The organism is Persicitalea jodogahamensis, from assembly GCF_014651615.1.
Lineage (GTDB): Bacteria > Bacteroidota > Bacteroidia > Cytophagales > Spirosomataceae > Persicitalea > Persicitalea jodogahamensis.
On sequence record NZ_BMXF01000001.1, the window covers coordinates 1,277,991 to 1,301,577 of the forward strand.

General features: G+C 50.9%; 20 protein-coding genes. 12 read left to right on the forward strand and 8 right to left on the reverse strand.

Annotated features, from left to right (window positions below):
* Positions 1–79 precede the first annotated feature (79 nt).
* Positions 80–754 (reverse strand): DUF4230 domain-containing protein, encoded by a 675-nt coding sequence (locus tag IE117_RS05195; protein ID WP_189563254.1) that lies wholly within the window; start codon positions 752–754, stop codon positions 80–82.
* A gap of 141 nt (positions 755–895) precedes the next feature.
* Between IE117_RS05195 and miaA the strand changes: the two genes are divergently transcribed.
* Entirely contained in the window at positions 896–1,780 is an 885-nt protein-coding gene (gene miaA, locus IE117_RS05200) for a tRNA (adenosine(37)-N6)-dimethylallyltransferase MiaA (RefSeq protein WP_308439279.1), read from the forward strand.
* A gap of 93 nt (positions 1,781–1,873) precedes the next feature.
* On the opposite strand, the gene IE117_RS05205 is transcribed toward miaA, so the two are convergent.
* The 4 genes from IE117_RS05205 to IE117_RS05220 all read right to left on the reverse strand — a co-directional run bounded on the left by IE117_RS05205 (position 1,874) and on the right by IE117_RS05220 (position 5,652).
* Positions 1,874–2,188, reverse strand: a complete 315-nt coding sequence (locus IE117_RS05205) for a rhodanese-like domain-containing protein (protein WP_189563255.1) — start codon at positions 2,186–2,188, stop codon at positions 1,874–1,876.
* Between the two features lie 148 nt (positions 2,189–2,336).
* Positions 2,337–4,211 carry a T9SS type A sorting domain-containing protein gene (locus IE117_RS05210; protein WP_189563256.1) on the reverse strand — a complete coding sequence of 625 codons (1,875 nt, stop codon included), beginning with the start codon at positions 4,209–4,211 and terminating at the stop codon, positions 2,337–2,339.
* Positions 4,189–4,992 (reverse strand): PASTA domain-containing protein, encoded by an 804-nt coding sequence (locus tag IE117_RS05215; protein WP_189563257.1) that lies wholly within the window; start codon positions 4,990–4,992, stop codon positions 4,189–4,191. The genes IE117_RS05210 and IE117_RS05215 overlap by 23 nt, the downstream gene beginning before the upstream one ends.
* A 69-nt stretch (positions 4,993–5,061) precedes the next feature.
* A complete protein-coding gene (locus IE117_RS05220; protein WP_189563258.1) occupies positions 5,062–5,652 on the reverse strand; it encodes a riboflavin synthase in 591 nt (196 codons plus the stop codon).
* Positions 5,653–5,804: 152 nt separating this feature from the next.
* Here IE117_RS05220 and IE117_RS05225 point away from each other — a divergent pair, with 152 nt between their 5' ends.
* The 7 genes from IE117_RS05225 to IE117_RS05255 all read left to right on the forward strand — a co-directional run bounded on the left by IE117_RS05225 (position 5,805) and on the right by IE117_RS05255 (position 13,945).
* On the forward strand, positions 5,805–6,461 hold the full coding sequence (locus tag IE117_RS05225; RefSeq protein WP_189563259.1) for a DUF1684 domain-containing protein: 657 nt from the start codon (positions 5,805–5,807) through the stop codon (positions 6,459–6,461).
* A 155-nt stretch (positions 6,462–6,616) separates the two neighbouring features.
* A complete protein-coding gene (gene pheT / locus IE117_RS05230; RefSeq protein ID WP_189563260.1) occupies positions 6,617–9,031 on the forward strand; it encodes a phenylalanine--tRNA ligase subunit beta in 2,415 nt (804 codons plus the stop codon).
* Positions 9,032–9,103: 72 nt separating this feature from the next.
* Entirely contained in the window at positions 9,104–9,448 is a 345-nt protein-coding gene (locus IE117_RS05235; protein WP_189563261.1) for a hypothetical protein, read from the forward strand.
* Positions 9,448–9,741 (forward strand): cell division protein ZapA, encoded by a 294-nt coding sequence (locus tag IE117_RS05240; RefSeq protein ID WP_189563262.1) that lies wholly within the window; start codon positions 9,448–9,450, stop codon positions 9,739–9,741. The genes IE117_RS05235 and IE117_RS05240 overlap by 1 nt, the downstream gene beginning before the upstream one ends.
* 101 nt (positions 9,742–9,842) lie before the next feature.
* On the forward strand, positions 9,843–11,408 hold the full coding sequence (rny, locus tag IE117_RS05245) for a ribonuclease Y (RefSeq protein WP_374757950.1): 1,566 nt from the start codon (positions 9,843–9,845) through the stop codon (positions 11,406–11,408).
* Positions 11,409–11,506: 98 nt separating this feature from the next.
* On the forward strand, positions 11,507–12,316 hold the full coding sequence (locus tag IE117_RS05250) for an SDR family oxidoreductase (protein ID WP_189563264.1): 810 nt from the start codon (positions 11,507–11,509) through the stop codon (positions 12,314–12,316).
* A gap of 84 nt (positions 12,317–12,400) precedes the next feature.
* A complete protein-coding gene (locus IE117_RS05255; protein ID WP_189563265.1) occupies positions 12,401–13,945 on the forward strand; it encodes a magnesium chelatase ATPase subunit I in 1,545 nt (514 codons plus the stop codon).
* 117 nt (positions 13,946–14,062) lie between these two features.
* Here IE117_RS05255 and recA read toward each other — a convergent pair whose 3' ends face one another.
* Positions 14,063–15,145: a recombinase RecA gene (gene recA / locus IE117_RS05260; protein ID WP_189563266.1), complete on the reverse strand. Its 1,083-nt coding sequence runs from the start codon at positions 15,143–15,145 to the stop codon at positions 14,063–14,065.
* Between the two features lie 266 nt (positions 15,146–15,411).
* Here recA and IE117_RS05265 point away from each other — a divergent pair, with 266 nt between their 5' ends.
* A complete protein-coding gene (locus tag IE117_RS05265; protein WP_189563267.1) occupies positions 15,412–16,485 on the forward strand; it encodes an aminopeptidase in 1,074 nt (357 codons plus the stop codon).
* A gap of 25 nt (positions 16,486–16,510) precedes the next feature.
* Positions 16,511–17,320: a DUF3108 domain-containing protein gene (locus tag IE117_RS05270; protein WP_189563268.1), complete on the forward strand. Its 810-nt coding sequence runs from the start codon at positions 16,511–16,513 to the stop codon at positions 17,318–17,320.
* Between the two features lie 17 nt (positions 17,321–17,337).
* Here IE117_RS05270 and IE117_RS05275 read toward each other — a convergent pair whose 3' ends face one another.
* Both IE117_RS05275 and dnaA read right to left on the reverse strand, forming a co-directional pair.
* Entirely contained in the window at positions 17,338–18,387 is a 1,050-nt protein-coding gene (locus IE117_RS05275; protein WP_189563269.1) for a GNAT family N-acetyltransferase, read from the reverse strand.
* Positions 18,350–19,801 (reverse strand): chromosomal replication initiator protein DnaA, encoded by a 1,452-nt coding sequence (gene dnaA, locus IE117_RS05280; protein ID WP_189563270.1) that lies wholly within the window; start codon positions 19,799–19,801, stop codon positions 18,350–18,352. Before dnaA ends, IE117_RS05275 begins: the two co-directional genes overlap by 38 nt.
* Before the next feature lie 241 nt (positions 19,802–20,042).
* Between dnaA and IE117_RS05285 the strand changes: the two genes are divergently transcribed.
* Complete coding sequence (locus IE117_RS05285) at positions 20,043–21,440, forward strand: methylmalonyl-CoA mutase family protein (protein ID WP_189563271.1); 1,398 nt, start codon at positions 20,043–20,045, stop codon at positions 21,438–21,440.
* Between the two features lies 1 nt (position 21,441).
* Positions 21,442–23,583: a methylmalonyl-CoA mutase gene (gene scpA, locus IE117_RS05290; RefSeq protein WP_189563272.1), complete on the forward strand. Its 2,142-nt coding sequence runs from the start codon at positions 21,442–21,444 to the stop codon at positions 23,581–23,583.
* Positions 23,584–23,587 lie beyond the last annotated feature (4 nt).

The window sequence follows — 23,587 nt, forward strand, 5'->3', positions numbered from 1 at the left end:
AAACGGTGAAAGGTTAAACGGTACTCTACGCTTTCAAATCCTATAAGTCATTGGTAACAAGACATTAACCTTTTGCCGATTAACCTTTTTCTTTCAAAGGCGGTAAAGACTCTACCTCCACATCCAGATCCCGGTAAGCCGAATACAGTTCCAGCATTTTCTGATTCGACTCACTGAGCTGCATCTCTACCTTCCAGTTCATGCTGGCGGCGAGTTGGTACATCATCAGTTGAATCTGGTTATTGGCAATGCGGGGCAGATCACTCTCCATTGCCTTTTCATTCATGACCTCCTTGGCCTCCGACAGGATATTGGTCAGATCGTCGGTTTTGAAGCGGTTGATCCAGCCTGACTCGATGTCGTAGAATTTGTACTCGGTATCCATCGACAGAATTTCCGGGGCGGGAAAATACTCCACCACCAACTGACGGCTCTCACCCTCGACGCGCCAGCGTACCTTGGAAAAATCGAAGCCGACCAGTACTTTGGCTTTGGCAATGATGAGCGCCTTTTTTTTATCTTTGAAAAGGTGCCAAATGTCAAGGTCGTGCTGGTAGTTGTATATTTCTGTGAAGTACCCCTCAGCCATCACTACTTTGAATACCTTTTCGATGCGGTCGATCAGGACGGAGGCTTCCTTGGTAGGTTCAGGCTTTTGGCGACTACCACTGCCAAAATTATTGTAAAACCAGATTCCGCCTCCTGCTCCCAGGCCAAGTAGCAGAATAAACGATAGCAGCGTGGAAAATTCCATATTTATTTTTTATAAGAAATAGTATTCCAAAGCCACAATTCTTGACCAGGTAGTAATTCGAAACAGGGTAACGATTTTCAACAAGTCAACAACATTCAGACAATTACACAGTTCAGCAAATCACCAAAGAGCCTCATCGTCATCGTAGGTCCTACCGCCGTGGGCAAGACCGAACTTTGCCTAAAATTAGCCAAAGAATTGGATACCGAGATTATCTCGGCGGATTCGCGGCAGTTTTTCCGGGAATTGACCATTGGTACCGCCAAGCCTGGTGTGGCTGAATTAAGTCAGGTACCGCACCACTTCATCAACTCGCATTCTGTGGCCGAAACGTACAGTGCGGGCGAATTTGAGGGGGATGTATTGGCTTTGTTAAACAAACTGTTCCAGGAGAAGGACTGCGTCATTATGACGGGAGGCTCAGGCTTGTATGTAAAAGCCGTTTGCCAGGGGCTTGACGATCTGCCCCGTCCCACGCCGGGGCTTCGCGAGGAGCTGATGCGGCAATTACGGGAAGATGGGTTGGAGTACCTGCAGGCTGATGTGCAACACGTCGATCCGGTGTTTTCAGCCACGGACGAGTTCCATAATCCGCAGCGCGTCGTGCGGGCTCTGGAGATTTTTTACAGTTCGGGCCGGCCGATTTCTTCTTTTCAAAAAGAAAAACCCGCCGAGCGCCCCTTCAATATTATTCCTATCGCCCTCGAACGCGAGCGCGGCGAACTTTACGAACGCATAGAAAGCAGGGTAGACCAAATGCTGGCCGATGGGCTGATCGATGAAGCCAGAGGCGTCATTTTCTACCGCGACCAACACGCCCTCAAAACGGTGGGCTACAAGGAAGTGTACGGATTTCTGGATGGTAGCTACGATGAGGCGGAAATGATCCGCCTGCTCAAACAGAACACCCGCCGCTACGCCAAGCGGCAATTGACGTGGTTTCGCCACCAGGGAAATTTCACCTGGTTCCAGGCAGAGGATTATGCGGGGGTAAAGGAGTGGGTGACCACCAAAATGGGGCTTTAATTTTTTGGACAGGGTACTTTCAGTCGTTTCAAGACTTTAAAAAACCATTTGTGTTCTGGCCCTTTACTTACCTGAACCTCCCGCAACTAATTCTCAGTCCTCTTCCTCTTCTTCCTCCATTCGCCGATAAGCGAGAATCCCACCCGTTACGTTACGGACATTGGAAAAGCCATTAGCCACCAGGTACTTCTGGGCGTTTCCACTCCGGGCTCCTGAGCGACAGTGGACAATAATTTCTTCGTCTTTTTTCGCTTTCAAATCTTCCAGTTTATCGGGGAGGCTTCCTAACGGAATCAGCGTGGCCCCCAGATTGTCGTCTTCGTACTCGTGTTCTTCGCGAACGTCGTAAAAATTCATTTTTTCGCCGTTGTCCAGGCGCTCCTTCAGTTCTTGTACGGTGATATCCATATTTGTCGGGGATGATGACATTTGATTTGCTGTATGCAATAAGCCCGAAACTTACTGTTTCTAATTGATTGTAAATTTATTCGAAAAGAAAAAGTACCGGGTGTTCATGCGATGGCACAAAGCCGATAGCCAACTGCCGACGGCCCTTTCACTTTTTCAATAAAATCTTTTGACTAACTACCCGGACACCGTCTGTAAGGCGTAAAATGTACAGCCCGTCAGGTAGTTCGGCGATAGAGGCTTCATGCTGACCATCGGCAGGTTGAATGGTTTTTACTTTGTTGCCTTGGAGTGATATAACGTCGATTTGCCGAATGGCTGAGTTGTCCCAGCGGATCAAACCATTCGTCGGATTCGGGAAAACCTGGACTTGCAGCGTCGGTAGTGGCTCGGCACTGGTGATTATGCCAGTCGCTTTGCCTCCGAAAAAGGGCCGCACCATCACGCTGCCCTGCAGGTCGGTGTTCAAGGCCCATTCGGTCGAGAGGTTAGAGAAAAGCTCAGAAGTACCCAGGCTGGAATTCCGGTCGAAACCCACCGCAAGGCCCTCCGCGCTGATTTGCAGCCAGCCGACATAAAAGGTGTCCGTCACTGCAACACCTTCATTGAACTCATAGGTCGTATACTCATTGCGGGCGGTGCCGTACTGCACCGGCACCGACTTCTGGTAAAGTACCTGGTCGGGTCGGCCGTTGCGGTTGCTGTACACCTGAATGGTAAAGCCCTGATCGCTCACGTCCTTGCGGATAGGTACCAGAGCCATACGCATGCCGCCCAGCGTGTCGGGGGTTTTGGTGATGAACCGCACGACGGTTCGTCCCAGCCGCTGGTTCATCCTGACCCCAAATTCCGCGCTGCCATCATCATAGGCGTAGTAGTCACTCAGTTCGGTGGTGGCGCTGATGGTATCGTTACGGCGTAAGTTTACCGTTGGGATGGTCGGGTTCTGATCATCGGTTGTGAGCAGGTCAAACTTGTAGCGAAGCAACATGCGTTGCCCGGTGTCGGGTTTTGTAAGGGGCTTGACCGGGACGCTTTTCAATTGGGTTTGTTGCGCGGCAATGATCTGCGAAACGGGCTCCTGGTAGCGCTGGATTTCTTTCCCGCTCAGGAGATTGGTGATGGTAAAAGTAAAAGACGTAAAGTTGAAATTATTGAACAGGTTGACAATGTCGGTGCGAACACTATCAGCCGTTTCAGCGGCGGGATTGGCAAAATAATGCTTGAAGGGCATCGCGGTATAACGCTTGAAAAGCGGTGTAAGGGGCTTCCTGACGGCGATGTCCTTAATGAAACGATCAGAGATCGAGCGGTTTTTATTCAGATAAATGTAATCGAGGTGCCAGGTATCGAATGCCCCCGAGGAGCGGCCAAAGGCCCGGAAACGAAACTGAAAATTGGCGTGCAGGAAACCCGGGTCGCTGATGGGCAGAAACGTTCGTTGGAAGGTAGTGTCCGGGTCGCCGCCGCCGCGTTTCCAGACCGCAATCCAATCGCCCTTCTGATTCAGGAATTCCAGCCGGAAAGTATCCGCGCGGTCGGGTAGTTCGCCGAGCCCTTTGGGTTGGGTGTAAAAACTGAGATACAGCGAATCGCCCGCCACCAGTCCCGCCAGATTGATCGGTTGCGAGGTCAGGGTATCGGAGTCGCCCTGTGCCTGCTCGCTTATGAAATTGTAGGGAACGCCATCGGCCTTCAGCCCGTCGAAGGTCGCGATGTTAATCGAGGGATGGTTGGTGGTGAGAGTGTTGTTGATATACACCCCGCTCCCCGGCACCCAAAGCTGCGGGTCGGGTCGGGTGGAAGCAGCGGTCGAAAAATCGTCGAAAAAGGGAAGCGCTATGGCCTGTAAGCGTGCGTTCGGGGCTACGTTATCATGGCTAACGTTACCGGAAACCTCCAAATTAGGTCCCAAAGGGACTAGCTCGAGCTGCGCCCGGACGGCGGTCGCCAGACCCAGGATCAGGCCAAGCGAAAGCGCAATGAAACGGGATAGGTGGCTAAAAGTTAGTCTGAGGTTCATTCAAGTCGTCGGACGGGCGGATAACCCACAGGTCAATTACGTCGCCGATGCGTACATTATTGTTCGCATCGGGATTTTGTCGCGCCACGGTTCCGGGAGCGGCGTCGCCATACTTGGCGTCATCGGGTTCCACTACCATAATCTGGCCAACTTTCAAGCCCGCGCCCACAATCTGGAATTTTGCCTCGTCGAGTGTCATGCCGACTACCTCCGGCATGTCGAAGCGCGTTTCGCCCAAGCCATCACCTACCTCCAAATCTATTTTTGATCCCTTCGGAATGGGCTGCCCGGGCAAAATTTCTTCTCCCTTGAACATCTGCTTCAGCACCGCGCCCTGCGCCAGATCAGGGACATAGCGCAGGTTCCCGATTTCCAGTCCAGAACTTTTGAGCAGCATCTGCGCGCTGCGTTGCGTCATATCGGTCAGTTTGGGCATCTTCACCAGCGGAGCGGTGCGGTAGACCACCGTTACGTATATTTTCCGGCCCTCCTTCACTTTGGAACCCGGCTGCGGGTACTGCGAGATAACCGTTAGCGGTGGTACTTTGGGCACAAACGTACAGTCGCTCACCTCATAGCGCAAGTCGCGCTCATCCAGAAAATCTTCCAGTTCCTCGGCGTTCATCTTGCGCAGGTCCGGCACGGTGATCGACTCCCCGTGGTTGGTGCGCATAGGCAGGTACAGGAAGAAGAAAGCGAGAAAAAGAACAGTGACGAGGGAAAGGATAATCCCGATATGGATAATTAGGTCGGTTCGGGAGTTGGTACTTATCTTAGCCATGTAGCAGCGGGGGCATTTCGTTTTTTGAACGGTAAAAGTAAAATTAATATTTCGCCCCGCCAACAACAGTTAAGCTGACCGTCCCAGAATGCGCTGCACGTATTTGCCTAAAACATCGAATTCCAGATTTATTATACTACCCGCCCGCAACTCGTGAAAGTTGGTGTTTTCGTAAGTATAGGGAATAATGGTAACCCGAAAAGTGTCGTCCGTAACGTCAAAAACCGTCAAACTCACGCCATTGATGCAGATCGAGCCTTTTTCCACCAAAATGTTCCCAAGAAACGCATCAAATGAGAAGTCGAACAACCAACTGCCGTCCAGTTCCTGTACTTCGGTGCAAACGCCAGTCTGATCCACGTGGCCCTGCACGATGTGGCCGTCGAAGCGGCCATTAGCCACCATGCAACGTTCCAGATTAACCCGGCTGCCGATTTTTAATTGTCCCAGATTGGTTTTGGAAAGTGTTTCCTGCACAGCGGTGACGCTGTACGAATCGCCCATTACTGCCGTGACGGTCAGGCACACGCCATTATGGCTCAGGCTTTGATCTACTTTTAATTCACCCGCCAGCGGGGAATTCAGGTGAAAAGTCAGGTTCGAGCCTTCCTGCCGAATGTCTGTGACCTGTCCAAGGGATTCTATGATTCCGGTAAACATTTTTTTAATAAAGCGTTTTAAATTAGAAATGCGACAACGACAAAGTAACGCTGCTATCGCAGGGTAGCCACCCGATGTTCACTCAAATCACACCTGCCGGATTTGCTATTCCCCGCTGAACATCGGAATTTTGCAGCTCAAAAACCGAAACAATGTTTAAAAACAAAATAATCCGATACAGCACCCTGGTCATGTTTCTGGCCATCGTCGCCTATTTTCTGCTTGAAACATTCCAAAAGCCGGCCGAAGTTCAGGGGCTGGTGACCATGGAGGAAATTCCCGAGGAGCAGTACGCCGCAGGGTTGGCGCAGCAAAGAAAGCAAAAAGACCAGTTGTTCCGTACTTCGGAGGAGTCGCCGATTGAGGATGTGAAGCTTTTCAGTGGCCTGGAATACTACGAGCCCGATCAGGATTACCGGGTACTGGCCAAGCTTACGCCTTACGATGGCCCCGACAAAGAACTGAAATTACCTTACACCGATGGCACCACTGCCACCTATGAGCGAATGGCCTATGCCGATTTCACCGTAAAAGGAGTACCACAAAGACTGCTTCTACTCAAGAATGAGGGTACGATTTCTATACTTTTTCGCGACGCAACTTCCGGCCTGGAAAGCTACGGCGGCGGGCGGTACATCGACCTGCCCGCCGAAAAGGTACAGGGCAATTCGCTCATCATCGACTTCAACGAAGCGTACAATCCGTATTGTGCCTATGCCCCCGACTACGCCTGTCCCCTTCCCCCGCCCGAGAACACAATGACAGCTGCTATCGAAGCCGGTGAAAAATTTGACGCAGAAAAGCACTAATTTTGTTTTTTTAGCACCAGTGTTCTTGCCGGGCCACCCGAGGTGTCCGTATTTCGGGAATTGTAGCATACCCAGATTATAGCAACTACTGTGAGTGGAGTGCTGACAGCCCCAGGTAGAGAGAACACTGAGCGAAGAACCAAGAACCAAGAACGTTGAAAACATCCTACAAGTGGCTAAAGACGCTACTACCTATAAACGAAAGTCCCGAGGAAATCGGAAAATTGCTGACGGGCACGGGCCTGGAGGTAGAAGGCATTGAGGAAGTCGAAACCATTAAAGGCGGCTTGCGTGACGTTGTCATCGGCGAGGTGCTGACGTGTGCAAAGCACCCCGATGCCGACAAACTGAGCATTACAACAGTCGATGTAGGAAGAGAAAACCCCCTCGATATTGTCTGCGGGGCACCTAATGTGGCTGTAGGGCAGAAAGTAGTCGTCGCGACCGTTGGGGCGACGCTGCATCCGCTGGGTAGTGATCAGCCGCTGGTTATCAAGAAAGCCAAAATCCGGGGCGCGGTGTCGGAAGGCATGATTTGTGCCGAGGACGAACTGGGTACGGGTACTTCCCATGCCGGAATTCTGGTACTTGATACAGATGTACCCAACGGCACTCCCGCTGCCGGGTACTTTGGCGTAGAATCTGACCACGTTTTCGAAATTGGCCTGACGCCCAACCGCGCCGATGCTGCCTCGCATTTTGGCGTAGCCCGCGACCTGAAAGCCGTGCTGGATCGGGACATCGCGCTGCCTGTGGTGGATGAGTTTGCAGTAAACAACCATGACCTGCCGATGGGGGTAGTTGTGGAAAATGCTGCCGCCGCACCTCGTTACTGCGGCCTGACGGTGAGTAACCTGACAGTTAAGGAATCGCCGGAATGGCTTCGGCAACGCCTGACGGCCATCGGAGTGCGGCCCATCAACAACGTGGTGGACATTACCAACTACGTATGCCACGAACTGGGCCAGCCGATGCATGCCTTCGATGCGGCCGCGGTGACTGGAAACCAGATTATCGTAAAGACGTTGCCGGAAAGTACCCCTTTCACGACTTTGGACGGCGTCGAGCGCAAGCTGGCGGCGGACGACCTGATGATCTGCAACGCCGAAGAACCCATGTGCATCGCGGGCGTGTTCGGCGGGACCAGGTCTGGCGTTACGTTCGGCACTACGGCTATTTTTCTGGAATCGGCCTATTTCTCGCCGGACTGGATCCGGCGGACGGCCCAGCGGCACAGCCTGAAGACCGACGCTTCATTCCGCTACGAACGTGGCACTGATCCGAATATGCCGCTGTTCGCGTTGAAAAGAGCGGCCTTGCTGCTGAAAGAAATCGCGGGCGGGGTAGTTTCTTCCGATGTAGTCGATCTTTATCCCGAGCCGATCGCCGATTTTGTGGTAGCGGTGAAATATAGCAATATCAATCGCCTGATCGGGAAAGAACTGGAACGGTCTTTGATTAAATCTATCCTGGAAAAGCTGGATATCAGGATTGAAGGCGAAAATGAAAAGGGATTTAGGGCCATTGTACCGCCTTATCGGGTTGACGTGCAGCGCGAGGCTGACATAATTGAAGAGATATTGCGGATTTATGGCTTCGACAACGTGGAGCTTTCGCCAGCTCTGGGCTCAGATTATCTGTCGGATTTTCCGCTTAATGATCCTGACAAGCTGCGGCTACGCTGTTCGGAAACGCTGGCGGCCAACGGTTTTTTTGAGATAATAAACAATTCGTTGACCAAACCCGAGGGACAGACTACCCTGGCGGATGAACTGCCGGGAGAGCCGGTGAAGATTCTGAATTATTTGAGTGAGGACTTGTCAGAATTGCGTCAGACCATGCTTTTCGGGGGATTGGAGACGCTGGCTTACAACGTCAATCGCCGGCAGGCTGACTTGAAACTCTTTGAGTTTGGAAAAACTTATCACAAAAAGGACGGGAAGTACGTAGAAAAGGGACATCTCTGCGTTTTCATCACGGGCGATGTTGCCGCCGAGAGCTGGTTTGAAAAAAGCCGGGACGTGGCGTTCCACGATTTGGCCGGAGCCGTGCAGCGGGTTTTGACCGCTATGAAAGTGAAAGGCACCGAAACGGGAAAGATAAACAATAAGATTTTTCAGTCGGGGCTGGAATTGACTCTGAATAAGAAAACATTGGTCAGTCTGGGACTCGTGCAGTCCGCTTTGACCAAGAAAGCGGGTTTGAAAAAACCCGTTTGGTACGCTGACCTTGACTGGGACTACCTTTTAAAGCAGTATAGTCCGGTGGTGCAGTACGAGGAAGTGACCCGCTTCCCCGAAGTGCGCCGGGACCTGTCACTGGTTTTGGAGAAGTCGGTCAGCTTTGATCAGCTGAAGCAAATCGCCCACCGAACGGAGAGAAAACTGTTACGGGAAGTCAACGTGTTTGACGTATTTGAGGGTGAGTCGCTTGGAGGCAAAAAAGCTTACGCACTGAGTTTTATCCTGCAAGACGAACAACAGACCCTGACCGACAAAGTCATCGACAAAACCATGCAACGTTTGATGACTTCGTTTGAAAAGGATTTGGGCGCAGTGATTCGGAAGTAGGGGCGGCCCGCAGAGGCAGTTTGGATGCCGCGCAATTTCAACTCTCCACTATCAACACTCCAATAAACGAAGATGGCTGTTTTTCCGCTCGATCACATAAACAAGAAGATAAACGACATTAAGGAGAAGTTGGGGCATTTGATTGCGATTAATAGCAAGCAGAAATGGGACCTGGTGAAGCTCGAGCGTGAAAACACCGAACTAAAAGCGGCGAATCGCCAACTCGAAGAAAAGATCAGGCGAATCCGGAAAGAGAATATTATAATACAGAAAGATTTTAATAAATCTAAAAATTTTGCTACAATTGTCAGAGATAAGCTGACACCCACAGACGGTTTAGCCGAACTGAAAGAATCAGTCGAACAATATATAATTGAGATAGATCGGTGCATTGAGATGCTCGAAGACACCATGTAATGGATAAGAATCGGCCTGAACCGCAAAAAAGCGTATTTATAAAAATTTTTGACAAGGGCTTTAACCTTAGTGTGCCTGCCAGTCAAGAGTCGTTCTATAAAGAAGGATACGATACGTTTATAAAAAAGGTGGAACACCACAGGAAGACCCACTTTCCGGAAGAGGCCGTGGCCCTGGCTGCCATTGACTGCATAGTTGCTCTTCAGAAATCTCAGAATAACCTAAGAGATATGATAGCTGCCCTCGAAATACAGATGGATGACCTGGATGCCACTCTTTTGGAGGCTTTATAGATTTTTGGTTTCAAACTCAAAATATTTGTTTCGACACTACAGTTCGGTATTTAATTGCGTGTGGGTGGTCAGTATCGTAAACCACCTAACAGGAAATGAATATGTCAGACCTTATAGTGTTAATATTCACGGCAGTCGTTACGGGCGGCCTTGGATTTTACTTCGGAAAATCACTTTACCAAAAAGCTTCCGAAAAGAAAGAAGCGGAGGCGAATGCCCGAGCCGCTGAAATACTGCGCAACGCCGAAGTCAGCGCCGAGAACATCAAGAAAGACCGTATCCTTGAAGCCAAGGAAAAGTACCTGCGCCTTAAAGAGGAATTTGAGGAAGAGTCCAACCGTAAAAAGAGCCTGCTACAAACCAACGAGCAGAAGCTAAAGCAGCGAGAGCAGTCCATTTCCCAGATGATGGAGCAGAATAAGCGCCGGGAAAATGATCTCGAAAGCCAGAAGGCCAACCTGGCCCAACAAACCGAAGCCGCTACTAAAAGGCGTGAGGAGGCGGAGAAGATGCTACAGCAACAGGTATCGCAGTTGGAAAAAATCGCCAATCTTACTGCCGCCGAAGCCCGCGACCAACTCGTAGACGCGCTCAAAGCCGAGGCCGAGACCAAGGCTGCTTCGCACATCAAAAATGTGATAGAAGAATCGCGGCTAACGGCCACGAAAGAGGCCAAAAAGATCGTTATCGAAACCATTCAGCGTACCGCGGCCGAGCATGCCATCGAGAACTGCGTGTCAGTGTTTAACATTGAAAACGACGACATCAAGGGCAAAATCATTGGGCGGGAAGGCCGGAACATACGAGCGCTCGAAGCCGCTACGGGCGTAGAAATCATTGTAGACGATACACCGGAGGCTATAGTCATCTCGGGCTTCGACCCCGTTCGCCGCGAGATTGCCCGGCTGTCGCTTCACCGCCTTGTACAGGACGGTCGTATTCACCCGGCCCGCATTGAGGAGGTAGTCGCCAAAACCCGCAAGAACATCGAGGACGAGATCGTTGAAATCGGCGAGCGCACCGTGATTGATATGGGAGTGCACGGCCTGCACCCCGAATTAGTAAAAATGATCGGGCGGATGCGTTTCCGGTCCTCCTACGGGCAGAACCTTCTTCAGCACTCGCGGGAAGTGGCAAAACTTTGCGCTACGATGGCTTCTGAACTAGGACTGAATGCCAAGCTAGCCAAGCGAGCCGGGCTGCTGCACGATATCGGCAAGGTGTATCCAGAAGAATCTGATATGCCGCACGCGTTGTTGGGTATGGATTTGGCCAAGAAGTACAAAGAACATCCCGAAGTACTCAACGCGATTGGCGCTCACCACGACGAAATAGAGAAAACCAGCCTTATTTCACCCATTATTCAGGTTTGTGACGCCATCTCCGGCTCGCGACCAGGGGCACGACGCGAGATGATGGAATCGTATATCAAGCGGTTGCGGGATCTGGAAAATCTGGCTACTGCATTTGATGGCGTGGATAAGTGCTACGCTATTCAGGCAGGGCGCGAAATCCGTGTGATCGTGGATGCAGAGAATGTCAGCGACGAGAAAGCGAGTCTGCTGTCCTTCGATATTTCACAGAAAATTGAAAAAGAAATGCAATATCCCGGCCAAATCAAGGTGACGGTGATACGGGAGATGCGCTCTGTAGCTTATGCCCGTTAATGCAGGATTGATTTTTTTAGAAAAAAACCTACGGCTTTCGCAGCGAAGGCCGTAGGTTTTTTCATTCGCTAATATTGCCGTTGTCTTTATCCTTTCCAATGTCCTTTACTTCTCAAGTCATACTCATTACAGGTGCCTCATCGGGCATTGGCAGGAGTACGGCAGAGTATCTGGTCAAAAAAGGGTACCGGGTATTTGGAGCCAGTCGCAGCGAACCTGAAAAAAACGTTGGTTTTGAGTGGGTTTGTATGGACGTTACAAGTGAGGAGTCAGTTGGGCAGGCCGTGAGTCAGGTGTTAGAAATAGCCGGGCGTATAGACGTGCTCATCAACAACGCCGGGTTGGGTATCGTGGGACCACTGGAAGAAACTACGGATGAACTCATTCACACGGTATTCAACACCAACGTGATGGGGACGTTGCGTGTTTGTCGCGCCATCATCCCCATTCTCCGGTCGCAACAAAGCGGTATGATCCTCAATATCAGTTCCATCGCTGCCGAAATGGGCCTGCCATTCCGGGGGATTTACAGCGCTTCGAAGGCATCGCTGGAAATTCTAACCGAGTCTTTGAGCATGGAGTTAAAGGAATTCAATATTCGGGTGTGCAGCCTGCTGCCCGGAGACATAGCGACAAGTATCAATCAAAACCGACTGGTCGTCAACCTGCGGGAAAACTCGGTATACGCGGATCGTTTTGCCAAAATTCACCATCAGATCAACGAAGAAGTCAGTCAGGCGGCTCAACCAATCGTCATTGCAAAGGCCGTGGCCCGTATTATCGGGAAGAAAAATCCAGAACTACATTATACCGTAGGGCCATTTATTCAAAAGTCTGCCATCCTGTTGCGCCGCATTCTGCCGCAGCGCGCATTTGAGCGGCTGCTAATGTGGTTTTACGGCATATAGCGGCAAACCATTTATTATCCGGCCTTGTTAGGCTAGGGCGGTCAACCGCGTGCCTTGTACTTATTCTTTCTATTAAAATATTACATGAATTACGTCGATCTCAATAAAAAGCAATTGCTGAATATCAATACTCTCGGTGAACTGAAGGCCGCGGGCTACCGCCCAAAAACCATCAAACAAGAACTCCGCGACAATCTGATCGCCAGAATCCGCAGAAAAGAAGAAGTGTTTCCCGGAATTTGGGGCTATGAGGATACTGTTATCCCCGATGTGGAACGCGCTATTCTTTCCATGCACAATATTAACCTTCTGGGTTTGCGTGGTCAGGCCAAAACCCGGATTGCCCGCATGATGGTCAACCTGCTTGATGAGTACATTCCTTATGTGGCGGGCACCGATCTGAACGATGACCCTCTCGATCCACTTTCACGCGTGGCTAAGGACCTTGTGGCCGAGCACGGCGACGACACGCCGGTGGCCTGGATGCATCGGTCCGACCGCTACACCGAAAAACTTGCCACGCCTGATGTATCGGTGGCTGATCTCATCGGCGATGTGGATCCCATCAAAGCGGCAACCATGAAACTACCTTATTCTGATGAACGGGTAATTCACTTTGGTCTGATTCCACGCTCACACCGCGGTATTTTCGTTATCAATGAATTGCCCGATTTACAGGCGCGTATCCAGGTAGCTTTGTTTAATATTTTGCAGGAAGGCGACATTCAGATTCGCGGCTTTAAGCTGCGGCTGCCGCTCGATATTCTGTTTGTCTTCACGGCTAATCCCGAGGACTACACCAACCGGGGTAGTATCGTGACACCCCTTAAAGACAGGATCGACAGCCAAATCGTAACACACTATCCGAAAACGCTGGAAATTGGCCAAAGGATTACGGAGCAGGAGGCCATTGTGAAGCCTGAGCAGAAAGGAATGGTGAAGTTAAACAGTCTGGTGAAGACCCTGATCGAGCAAATTGCCTTCGAAGCCCGGGAGAGTGAGTATGTGGATAGCAAAAGCGGCGTTTCGGCCCGAATGACGATTTCGGCTTATGAAAGCCTGTTGAGTGCTGCCGAACGTCGGGCGTTAATGAATAGCGAGAAGGATACCTACATCCGCATATCGGATTTGTACGGCGTGGTACCCGCCATTTGTGGTAAGGTGGAGTTGGTGTACGAGGGTGAAGTGGAAGGTCCCGTCATTGTGGCTCAAAACCTCATCGGTAAAGCCATCCGTACGCAATTCCTTAATTATTTTCCCGACCCTGAAAAAGCAAAAAAGACCAAGCGAAATCCTTTCGCCAAGATCGTGGACTGGTTCGGTGCCAACAACGAAATGGACCTGATGACAGACATGACCAACCGTGAGTACGAAGCCCGACTTCGTACCATCGATGGCCTTGACGATTTTGTGGATGAATTTACGCAGCGATTACCTAAAGAGGAAAAACTGTTCATGATGGAGTTCGCCCTGCACGGCATGGCGGAGTACTCACTCATCGGAAAGCAAGCACTCGACAAGGGAACCCATTTCAAGGATCTGGTCAGTAGTATGTTCTCCGGACCGGATGAAGGGGGGGGTGAAGATTTCGGCTTTGATTTTGACGACGACGACGGGAAGCCCTTCTAGGATTTGTAGTTGCCTTGCGGCCATCAACCTATCGTAATTTCGAGTTTTTGCATAAAATAAGGCCCCGCCAATCTGGCGGGGCCTTATCATTTCTAGCCAATAAGAACATTGTGAAACTTAAACTACCTTATCGACCACTTTGGCTGATTCCTTGGCGTTTTCATTAGGTTCACTCATATCTTCCAAAGCTTCGGGATCACCACTTACCTTGGCCTTGATTTTATTTTCAAGCTCCTCCATCAGTTCGGGGTTGTCTTTAATAAGCGACTTGACCGCGTCGCGGCCCTGACCCAAACGGTTTCCGTCGTAGCTAAACCATGAACCTGACTTTTTGACGATATCCAATTCTACGGCCAGGTCAATGATTTCGCCTGCTTTGGAAATGCCTTCACCGTACATGATGTCGAACTCGATAACCTTGAAAGGCGGCGCGAGTTTGTTTTTTACGACTTTCACACGGGTCCGGTTACCAAGAATGTTATCGGCGCTCTCTTTGATGGCACCCACACGCCGGATATCCAGTCGTACGGAACAATAGTATTTCAAGGCATTACCGCCCGTCGTCGTTTCAGGGTTACCGAACATAACGCCGATTTTCTCCCGCAGCTGATTGATAAAGATACAGCAGCAACCCGTCTTATTGATGACGCCCGTCAGCTTCCGCAGAGCCTGTGACATCAGGCGAGCTTGTAAGCCCATCTTGCTGTCGCCCATTTCGCCTTCGAGTTCAGCCCGTGGAACGAGTGCCGCCACGGAGTCGATGACGATGATGTCAAGGGCGCCGCTGCTGATAAGATGTTCGGTGATTTCGAGAGCCTGTTCACCGCTGTCGGGCTGCGAGATGAGCAGGTTTTTGGTATCGATGCCCAGTTTCTCGGCGTAGGAACGGTCGAAGGCGTGTTCGGCGTCCACAATGGCCGCCAAACCCCCTTTTTTCTGAGCTTCGGCAATACAGTGCATGGCCAGGGTAGTTTTACCCGAGGCTTCGGGGCCGTATATTTCGACCACACGGCCTCGGGGCATACCGCCGATTCCCAGCGCCAAGTCCAGGCCGAGCGAGCCCGTTGATATCGTCGGGACGTCCAGCACCTTGCTGTCACTCAGGCGCATGACGGTGCCTTTGCCGTAGGTTTTGTCTAATTTTTCCAGGGTAGTCTGCAGCGCTTTCATTTTGCTATCTGCATCACTTGCTTGTGCCATAAGGAATATTTGAGAAGTTTGTTAAGAACAGAATAAAGGCGGCGAAAGATACGCTTTAACCGCCTTTTCCTTGTAATTGAATTATGGTGTAAATATATGTTTAATTATTGACATAGGCAATTGATTTTTATATCATAGTCAATAGTTTTTTAATCTTGTGGGCATCCCGGTAATTTTTAGTTGTTTCGCGTTGTTAAACCCAGGCGCACGAAGTGCCTCGAATAACCGTGAGCAGACAAGCAACGGGAAAGGTCAATCAAAATATCATGCTCAAAAAACTAGCCCTCTGGGCATTATTTATAGTCCTGCTCGTTGCGCTATTTTATCGTGACGAACTCCAATATGGCTGGATGCAGGCCTCGGGGCAGATAAGTATCCTGATGAAAGTGGCTGACGTGGAAGATGTGCTGGAAAGCCCCACAATGCCCGATTCGCTAAAAGATAGAATCCGGCTGATTGAGGAAATCAAGCAGTACGGTGTGGATTCGCTGGGACTGAATCCGTCGGACAACTATACTACCTTTTACGATCAGCACGGAAAGCCCATTCTGTGGGTCATAACCGCCGCGCCGCGCTACAAGTTGGAAGCCCGGGAGTGGAAGTTCCCCATCATCGGCGCGTTTCCGTACAAAGGATTTTTCGACGAAGATAAGGCCAAAGTCGAGGAAAGTACGTTAGTGAAAGCAGGTTACGACACCGATATCAACCAGGTATCGGCCTGGTCTACCTTAGGTTATTTGAAAGACCCGATTCTGTCGAGCATGCTCTACCGTTCGGAGGGTAGTCTGGCCAACCTGATCCTGCATGAATTGACACACGGTACACTTTTTGTCAAGGGAAATCTTGAACTGAATGAGAACCTGGCCAGCTTCGTCGGTGACTGGGGCGCAGTTCGATTCCTGACTCAAAAGTACGGGGCGGACTCTGAGCAACTCAGGAGGTACGAGTTTTCAAAGAAATACAATGATGCTTACGCACAGCACGTGCTGCGCGGCGCCACCCAACTCGACAGCCTGTATGCGACCTTCGCCGATCAGAAAAAGGAAGTACGGAAAGACACCTTGAAAAGAAACCTGATCCGGCGAATCGTCAATTCTGCCGATACATTACTCGGCGGAAAGGTGTCGTTCACTACTAGCAGGGACAGCACGAGTCGGGCCGATACCACCCGCCGGCCTGTTGAGAAGCCGGAAACCAAATTGCCGAATAACGCGTATTTTGTTGGGTACAAGACCTATAAATCCAAACAGAATGAATTTCGCCAAGAGTTTGTAAATAAGTTTGGCGGCGATTTTAAGAAATACATGGCCTATCTGAAAGAGAAGTACCCCTCTTTGTAAAGGGCCTCTCATTAGCCAAGAAAAGATGAAACACAACCTCAAAAAAGTAGTCATACCGTTAGTCACAGTTTTTACCGTTGCATTGGGAATCACCGCTTTCCAGGCCAACGACCGCTACCGCCAAGTCCCGAATGATAGTTTTGGCAAGGGCGAAAGACTAGAGTACCGTGTCCATTACGGTTTTATCAACGCCGCCGAAGCGCGGGTTGATGTCAGCAATTCCATTGTGAATGTAAACAATCGCCCCTGCTACCGCGTCAACGTTTTTGGCCGCACCGTCGGGGCTTTCGACCTCGTTTCGCGGGTACGCGATCAGTGGCGTTCTTACATTGACACCTCGGCTATCCTGCCGCAAATGTTCAAGCAGGAAATAGAAGAAGGCAAGTACCGAAAGGAAGAGACCGTTCTGTTTAACCACGGCAGCAATGTGGTCTATTCCAGCGTAAAAGATGAGAAAAAGTCCTTCAAAGTACCTAATAATATCCACGACGTTATCAGCGGATATTATTACCTGCGTACCTTGAATTTCGACCGTATGAGCGTGGGGCAGATGATCGAGGTGCCGACGTTTTTTGGCGGTGAAGTTTTCCCGATGAAAGTAAGGTATCGGGGGAAAGACGAAATCAAGACTAAGTTTGGCCGCATCAAAGTCCTGAAACTGAATCCGATTATGCCTAACAATAAATTTTTCAAGGGCGAAGAATCCATCAATATCTGGGTATCGGATGATGCCAACAAAGTACCCGTGAAGGTGGAAGTGGACTTGTGGATCGGCTCGCTGGATATGGATCTCAAGAGTTTTAAAGGTCTGCAGAGTGAGATGAAGTGGATGTAGGGTCCTGCCGGTGGCTTTCATGGTTTCGCTGAACGAGCGTATAGGCTCGTTTCGCGCCAGATCATTAGCCCTCTTCTGAAATTCTGGAGTTGTCGTAATGGAAACGGCAGCTCATTTTTTTTGATGGAAAAGAATGCCCGCTTCTCCGCCCCAAAACTTTCGTAGAAAGCAGAAATGCTATCTACTTCGGGACTTTCAAAATCAAAGGTGCGTAATTGCCCGGCGGCTTCCCTGAAATACTGGTCCAGCAGAAAAGTGCGGGCATTTCCCTTCCTTCCGACTGCGTCAGCGGCATTGAAAATGTAGATCCCCATACCGTTTTCTTCCAAAACCATAACTCCCGCGTGAATTTCCGGGCCAATTCTCGCGTAACGAATAATTCCTGAATTCTTTTCCAGCACCAGAGAAGCCAGGTCGCTTAATAGCTGGTAAGCGCTTTCCTTTACATTCTTGATTTTGGGAGCATGATTTTTTCGGAAAAGCGTAATCAAGGGCCCGGCATCCTGTGATTCAATCCAATCCCAGCGGTACTTTTTAGATTTTTTCAGATTATTCTTACGGTCCTTTTTGTAGCCGTAAGCAAGTTGGGTGTAGGGCTTTTTCAGGTTTAGCCAGTGAGTGCTTTTGTTCGTTGTTTCAAACTCTGGATGGAAGGTAGTTAGTTTCCGGAGAAGTGGCGTGTGCCGGGGATGGAAATCATAGCTGGAAATGTAGATGAAATGTCGACTGAGGCTTTCCAAAAAAACAGCCATTGCTTCCTCAGAAAGTTCAGATTCCGAGAACAGGCCCAGGTATTGACAGAAGAGTGGCTGTTGCACGACCGCCAGACCCCATCTTTTCTTTACGGGCAGCGGCATCACGATCTCATAGTTCTGAGCCGAAGGCCAAACCAGACATTGCCATCCGGGCGAAACGCAATCCAGGTACCACGTATAGGGATAGATGACCGGGTACTCCGAACGTTCGATCAGGGCATTCCAAGCTTGGTCGTCGATTTGGTGACGTTTTAGTAAAGCGGGCGGTTGCACTTTACTTGAAGTAGCTGCGGAGTTTCTGTACGGTTTCATCCACGTCAGGGTCGCTGCCCATCAGTTCGTTGATACTCTGGATGGAGTGAATTACCGTGCTATGGTCCCGGCCACCGAAGTGATAACCGATGGACTTGAGCGGCAGGTCAGTGTATTCCTTGGCCAGGAACATTGCCAGTTGGCGCGGATAGACGTTCTCCTTCTTGCGGCTTTTACTCTTCATATCGGCGATGGCAATCTCGAAATGATCCGCCACGATTTCCTGAATCGTGTCGATGGTCACTTCCTTTTCCTCGTTCATCACGATATTCTTGAGAGTGTTCTTGGCCAGCTCCACGTCGATGGTGCGCCGCGTGAGAGATGCCTGCGCCATGAGCGATACCAGCACACCCTCTAATTCCCGCACGTTGGAATTGACGCTGTGCGCCACGTACTCGATTACCTCACTGTCAATGAAAATTCCCTCGGCCTGCAGTTTTTTCTGGATAATGGCGATGCGCGTCTCAAAATCCGGCGTCTGCAAGTCCGCCGTAAGTCCCCACTTGAAGCGAGAGAGAAGACGATCCTGCAAGCCTTCCAACTCACGTGGCGGGCGGTCACTGGTCATGATTATTTGCTTGCCCAGCTGGTGCAGGTGGTTGAAAATATGGAAGAAAGTATCCTGCGTTTTCTCTTTACCTGATAAAAACTGTACATCGTCGATCACCAGCACGTCCACTTTCATATAGAAGTCGTTAAACTCCTGCAGCACGTTGTTCCGGATTGAATTGATGAACTGATTCGTAAACTTCTCCGACGACACGTACATCACCACCTTGTCGTCAAAGTGGTTACGGATGTAGTTGCCGATGGCCTGCACGAGGTGCGTCTTCCCCAGGCCCACGCTGCCGTACACCATCAGCGGATTGAAGGACGTAAGACCGGGCCGTTGTGCCACGGCAAAACCCGCCGAGCGGGCCAGGCGGTTGCAGTCGCCCTCAATGAAATTATCAAAAGAATAGCCCTGATTCAGGTAGGTGTCGAGCTGGAGCGAATCCTGATCCTTAGGAGGGGTCGAGTTGAGCCGGGGATCGTTCTGAAAATTATCGGGGCGGGAATTTTGCGGCGTTTTGACCGTCGGCATACTAACCGTCAGCGGCTGGTGGCGCTCAGTGCCTGGATCCACGATGATCGAATATTCCAGCATTCCGTCGCGCCCCAGCGAGTAGTCCAGTGCCTGCCGCAGCAAGTGCACGTAATTGTCTTCCAGCCACTCGTAAAAAAACTGGCTGGGTACTTGTATTGTCAACACCTTGTCATTCAGCCTGAAAGGACGTATAGGCTCAAACCACGTCTGAAAACTTTGCGCAGGAATGCTCTCCCGGATAATCCGAAGGCACTTTTCCCATACAATGTCCACTTCGCGCGGAGGGGGCACTCTTTCCAAGGTGAAGTTTAGTTGATTTGGTGTCATCGTCGATTTTCGGGGGAGGCAAAGGTAGCAAAATGCTTGGGCTGTACCTTGAAAATTGCTCCTGAAATTACCACCAAAATTTTCCTTAATCAAACCGCCCGCGTAATCTAGTGGAAAAGTACAATGCCCCAAAAGGACAAACGGAAATTGGCCTATTCAGCGATAAAAAAAATGTAATATCAAATTCGTAGCTTTGTTTGATTCGAAAAAAACGACCTGTTTTTTATTAATTTTTTTTTGTATGGAGTCCTCATTTTTTGCCGAATTTTCCAAAACCGATAAGATGAATTGGCGTCGCCAGTTGGAAAAGGAATTGAATGGACGCTCTTACGAAGATGTCCTGCACCAGGTAGCGGACTCTGTGGTGATGCAGCCCTACTACGTGGCGGAAGACCTGGAAAGCAATACGCATTATCTTGAAATCCAGAAAGCTCAGAAGCAAACTCCCGGCTGGCTGACCATCCCACCCATTGCTTTCAGGACGCCATCCGGAACCAATCAGCGAATCCTGCGCCACCTTGAGCGTGGTGCCGATGCGGTATGGTTGGAATGCGGAGATACACCGACCGCCCACCTGGAGCTGGTAAAAACGCTACATACTATCCGGCTGACCGATACGCCCGTTTTTCTGGACACGCCTGAACCAGCCCCGCATATACTAAAAGAACTCACTCAGGGGTCAAGCTATTATCTGAAAGGTGGGATTGTCCACGATCCATTGGCGGACTGGATGCGGACAGGACAGGACTATGGTCCTGCCCTCGACTCTATTGCCGAGGGGATGGCCCTGACCAAAGCCATGCGCGAATTTCACTCCTACAAAGTAGAGAGCCATCTGTTTCACGAAGCGGGGGGCGATGTTGTGCAGGAACTTGCTTACACGCTAGCATCCTTCGTGACCTACATGGACGAGCTGACCGGACGCGGCGTTTCCCCACTGATGGCGGCGGGTCGCTTGGTGTTTTCTATCTCGATCGGTACCCATTATCTGACGGAAATTGCCAAACTTCGGGCATTGCGGTACCTCTACAGAAAAGTCACCCGTTCATACGGGCTACCCGACGAGCTATGCCAGCCCTTCATTCAGGCGCAAAGTTCGCGGTTGTATCAATCGGCCCACTCTCCGCACAACAACATTGTGCGCCATACGTCCGAAGCTATGAGCGCAGTGATGGGTGGTTGCGACGCGCTGAGTACACTCCCTTACAGCGCGGAGTTTGTGGGATCAGAAAGTGATGAATTCTCTGAACGGGTGGCGCGCAATATTTCTTTGGTCTTGAAAAATGAAAGCTACCTCGACAAAGTAACTGACCCGGCGGCGGGTTCGTATCATTTGGAGATGCTCACGTCGAAACTGGTGGAAGCTGCCTGGGATCTTTTTTTAGTGATAGAGCGGGAGGGAGGTTTGCCCCGGGCTTTTAAAGAAAGCATCATCCAGAATAGTCTCGAACACTCCTGGAATGCGAAAATCGCGGAATATCAGAATGGAAAAATAATGGTGGGGGTGAATAAGTACCGGGAAAATGAAGAGAAGCCCATTTTTGAAGGACGCGTTGAATCTGCTGCCGTTTTTCCAAATTGGGAATATACCCTCTTGACAAAAAGATCGCTTGAAGAAATCGCCCCAATGAAACATTGATATGAAACCTGATTTTGCCATAATAAAAACGATCGAAGGAGGGCCTGGGCAGGGTTCAATACACAACTCTAAACCCTACCCGACTTCCGAAGGGATCAAGTTGAGTGCCCGCTACAGGCCGGAAAACATCACCGACGCCGGGCAGGTAGGCTATGCGGCAGGCATTCCTCCTTACCTGCGCGGCCCCTACGCCAGCATGTACACACAGCGGCCCTGGACCATCCGGCAGTACGCAGGCTTTTCGACCGCTGAAGATTCCAACGCTTTTTACCGCCGCAACCTCGCTGCCGGACAAAAGGGGCTGTCGGTTGCCTTTGATCTGGCTACGCACCGGGGCTACGACTCCGACCATCCGCGGGTAGTGGGCGATGTCGGTAAGGCGGGCGTCGCCATCGACTCGGTGGAGGATATGAAAATCCTGTTCGACCAGATTCCGCTGGACGAGATGTCGGTGTCGATGACCATGAACGGAGCGGTGATCCCGGTGATGGCATTCTACATCGTGGCTGCCGAAGAGCAGGGCGTTGCGCCGGAAGCTCTGGCGGGAACAATCCAGAATGACATCCTGAAAGAATTCATGGTCAGGAACACCTATATTTATCCGCCGCTGCCTTCCATGCGCATTATCGGAGACATTTTCGCCTATACCGCGCAGCACATGCCGAAGTTTAACTCTATCAGCATTAGCGGCTACCACATGCACGAGGCCGGCGCCCCGGCACAGCTCGAACTGGCTTATACCCTGGCCGATGGCTGGGAGTACCTGCGTACCGGACTTGGGGCGGGGCTGGACATCGACGGCTTTGCACCCCGACTTTCTTTTTTCTGGGGCATCGGCATGAATCACTTTATGGAAATTGCCAAGCTACGGGCCGGACGGGTACTTTGGGCTAAAATCGTGAAAGCACTAGGCGCCAAAGATGCCAAGTCGATGGCCTTGCGAACGCACTGCCAAACCAGCGGCTACAGCCTTACCGAGCAAGATCCGTTCAACAACATTGCCCGCACAGTGGTAGAGGCCACGGCTGCGGTGCTGGGGCACACACAGTCGCTGCACACCAACTCGCTGGACGAGGCAATGGCGCTGCCAACCGATTTTTCGGCCCGCATCGCCCGCAACACACAACTTTTTCTACAGCATGAAACCGATATCTGCGCCGCCGTGGACCCCTGGGGCGGTTCCTATTACGTGGAGTACCTGACAAAGGAATTGATCGACAAAGCCTGGGCGTTAATCGAGGAAGTCGAAAACCTGGGCGGCATGGCAAAGGCCATTGAAACGGGCTTACCCAAAATGCGCATTGAAGAAGCTGCTGCCCGCAAGCAGGCCCGCATCGACTCTGGTAAGAATGTCATAGTAGGCGTGAACCGTTTCCGTACCGATGAGGAAGAAGAGATCGACGTCCTGGATATTGACAACCAGGCCGTGCGGGAATCGCAGATCAATCGCCTGAACAAAATCAGAAGTACCCGTAATTCCGAACGGGTGAAAACCGCTTTGGAAACGCTCACTGCAGCCTGTAATGAAGCGGGCGGCACCGATATGAGCACCAATTTACTGGCTCTGGCCGTAGACGCTGCGCGTGAACGGGCCACTTTGGGCGAAATTTCTGACGCGATGGAAGCCGTCTTCGGGCGTTATAAGGCCACCATTAGATCCATATCCGGCGTGTATAAATCCGAAGTATCTGACGACGAAAATTTTCAGCTAGCCCGGCAGATGGCCGACCGGTTTGCCGAACTCGACGGGCGTCGGCCCCGAATCCTGGTCGCCAAAATGGGTCAGGATGGCCACGATCGGGGTGCAAAAGTTATTGCTACCAGCTTTGCCGACCTGGGTTTTGATGTGGATATCGGCCCGCTTTTTCAGACACCCGGGGAAGTGGCCCGTCAGGCCACTGAGAACGACGTGCACGTGGTGGGGGCATCCAGCCTGGCCGCCGGGCATAAGACACTTGTGCCACAACTCATTGAGGAACTGAAAAAACTGGGGCGAGATGACATCATGGTCATTGCAGGGGGCGTTATCCCGGCGCAGGACTACCAGTTTTTACGGGACGCGGGTGTGAAAGGAATTTTCGGGCCCGGTACTGTCATTTCCGTGGCGGCGCAAAAGATTTTGGGCGAATTGATGGAGGAGTAAAAGA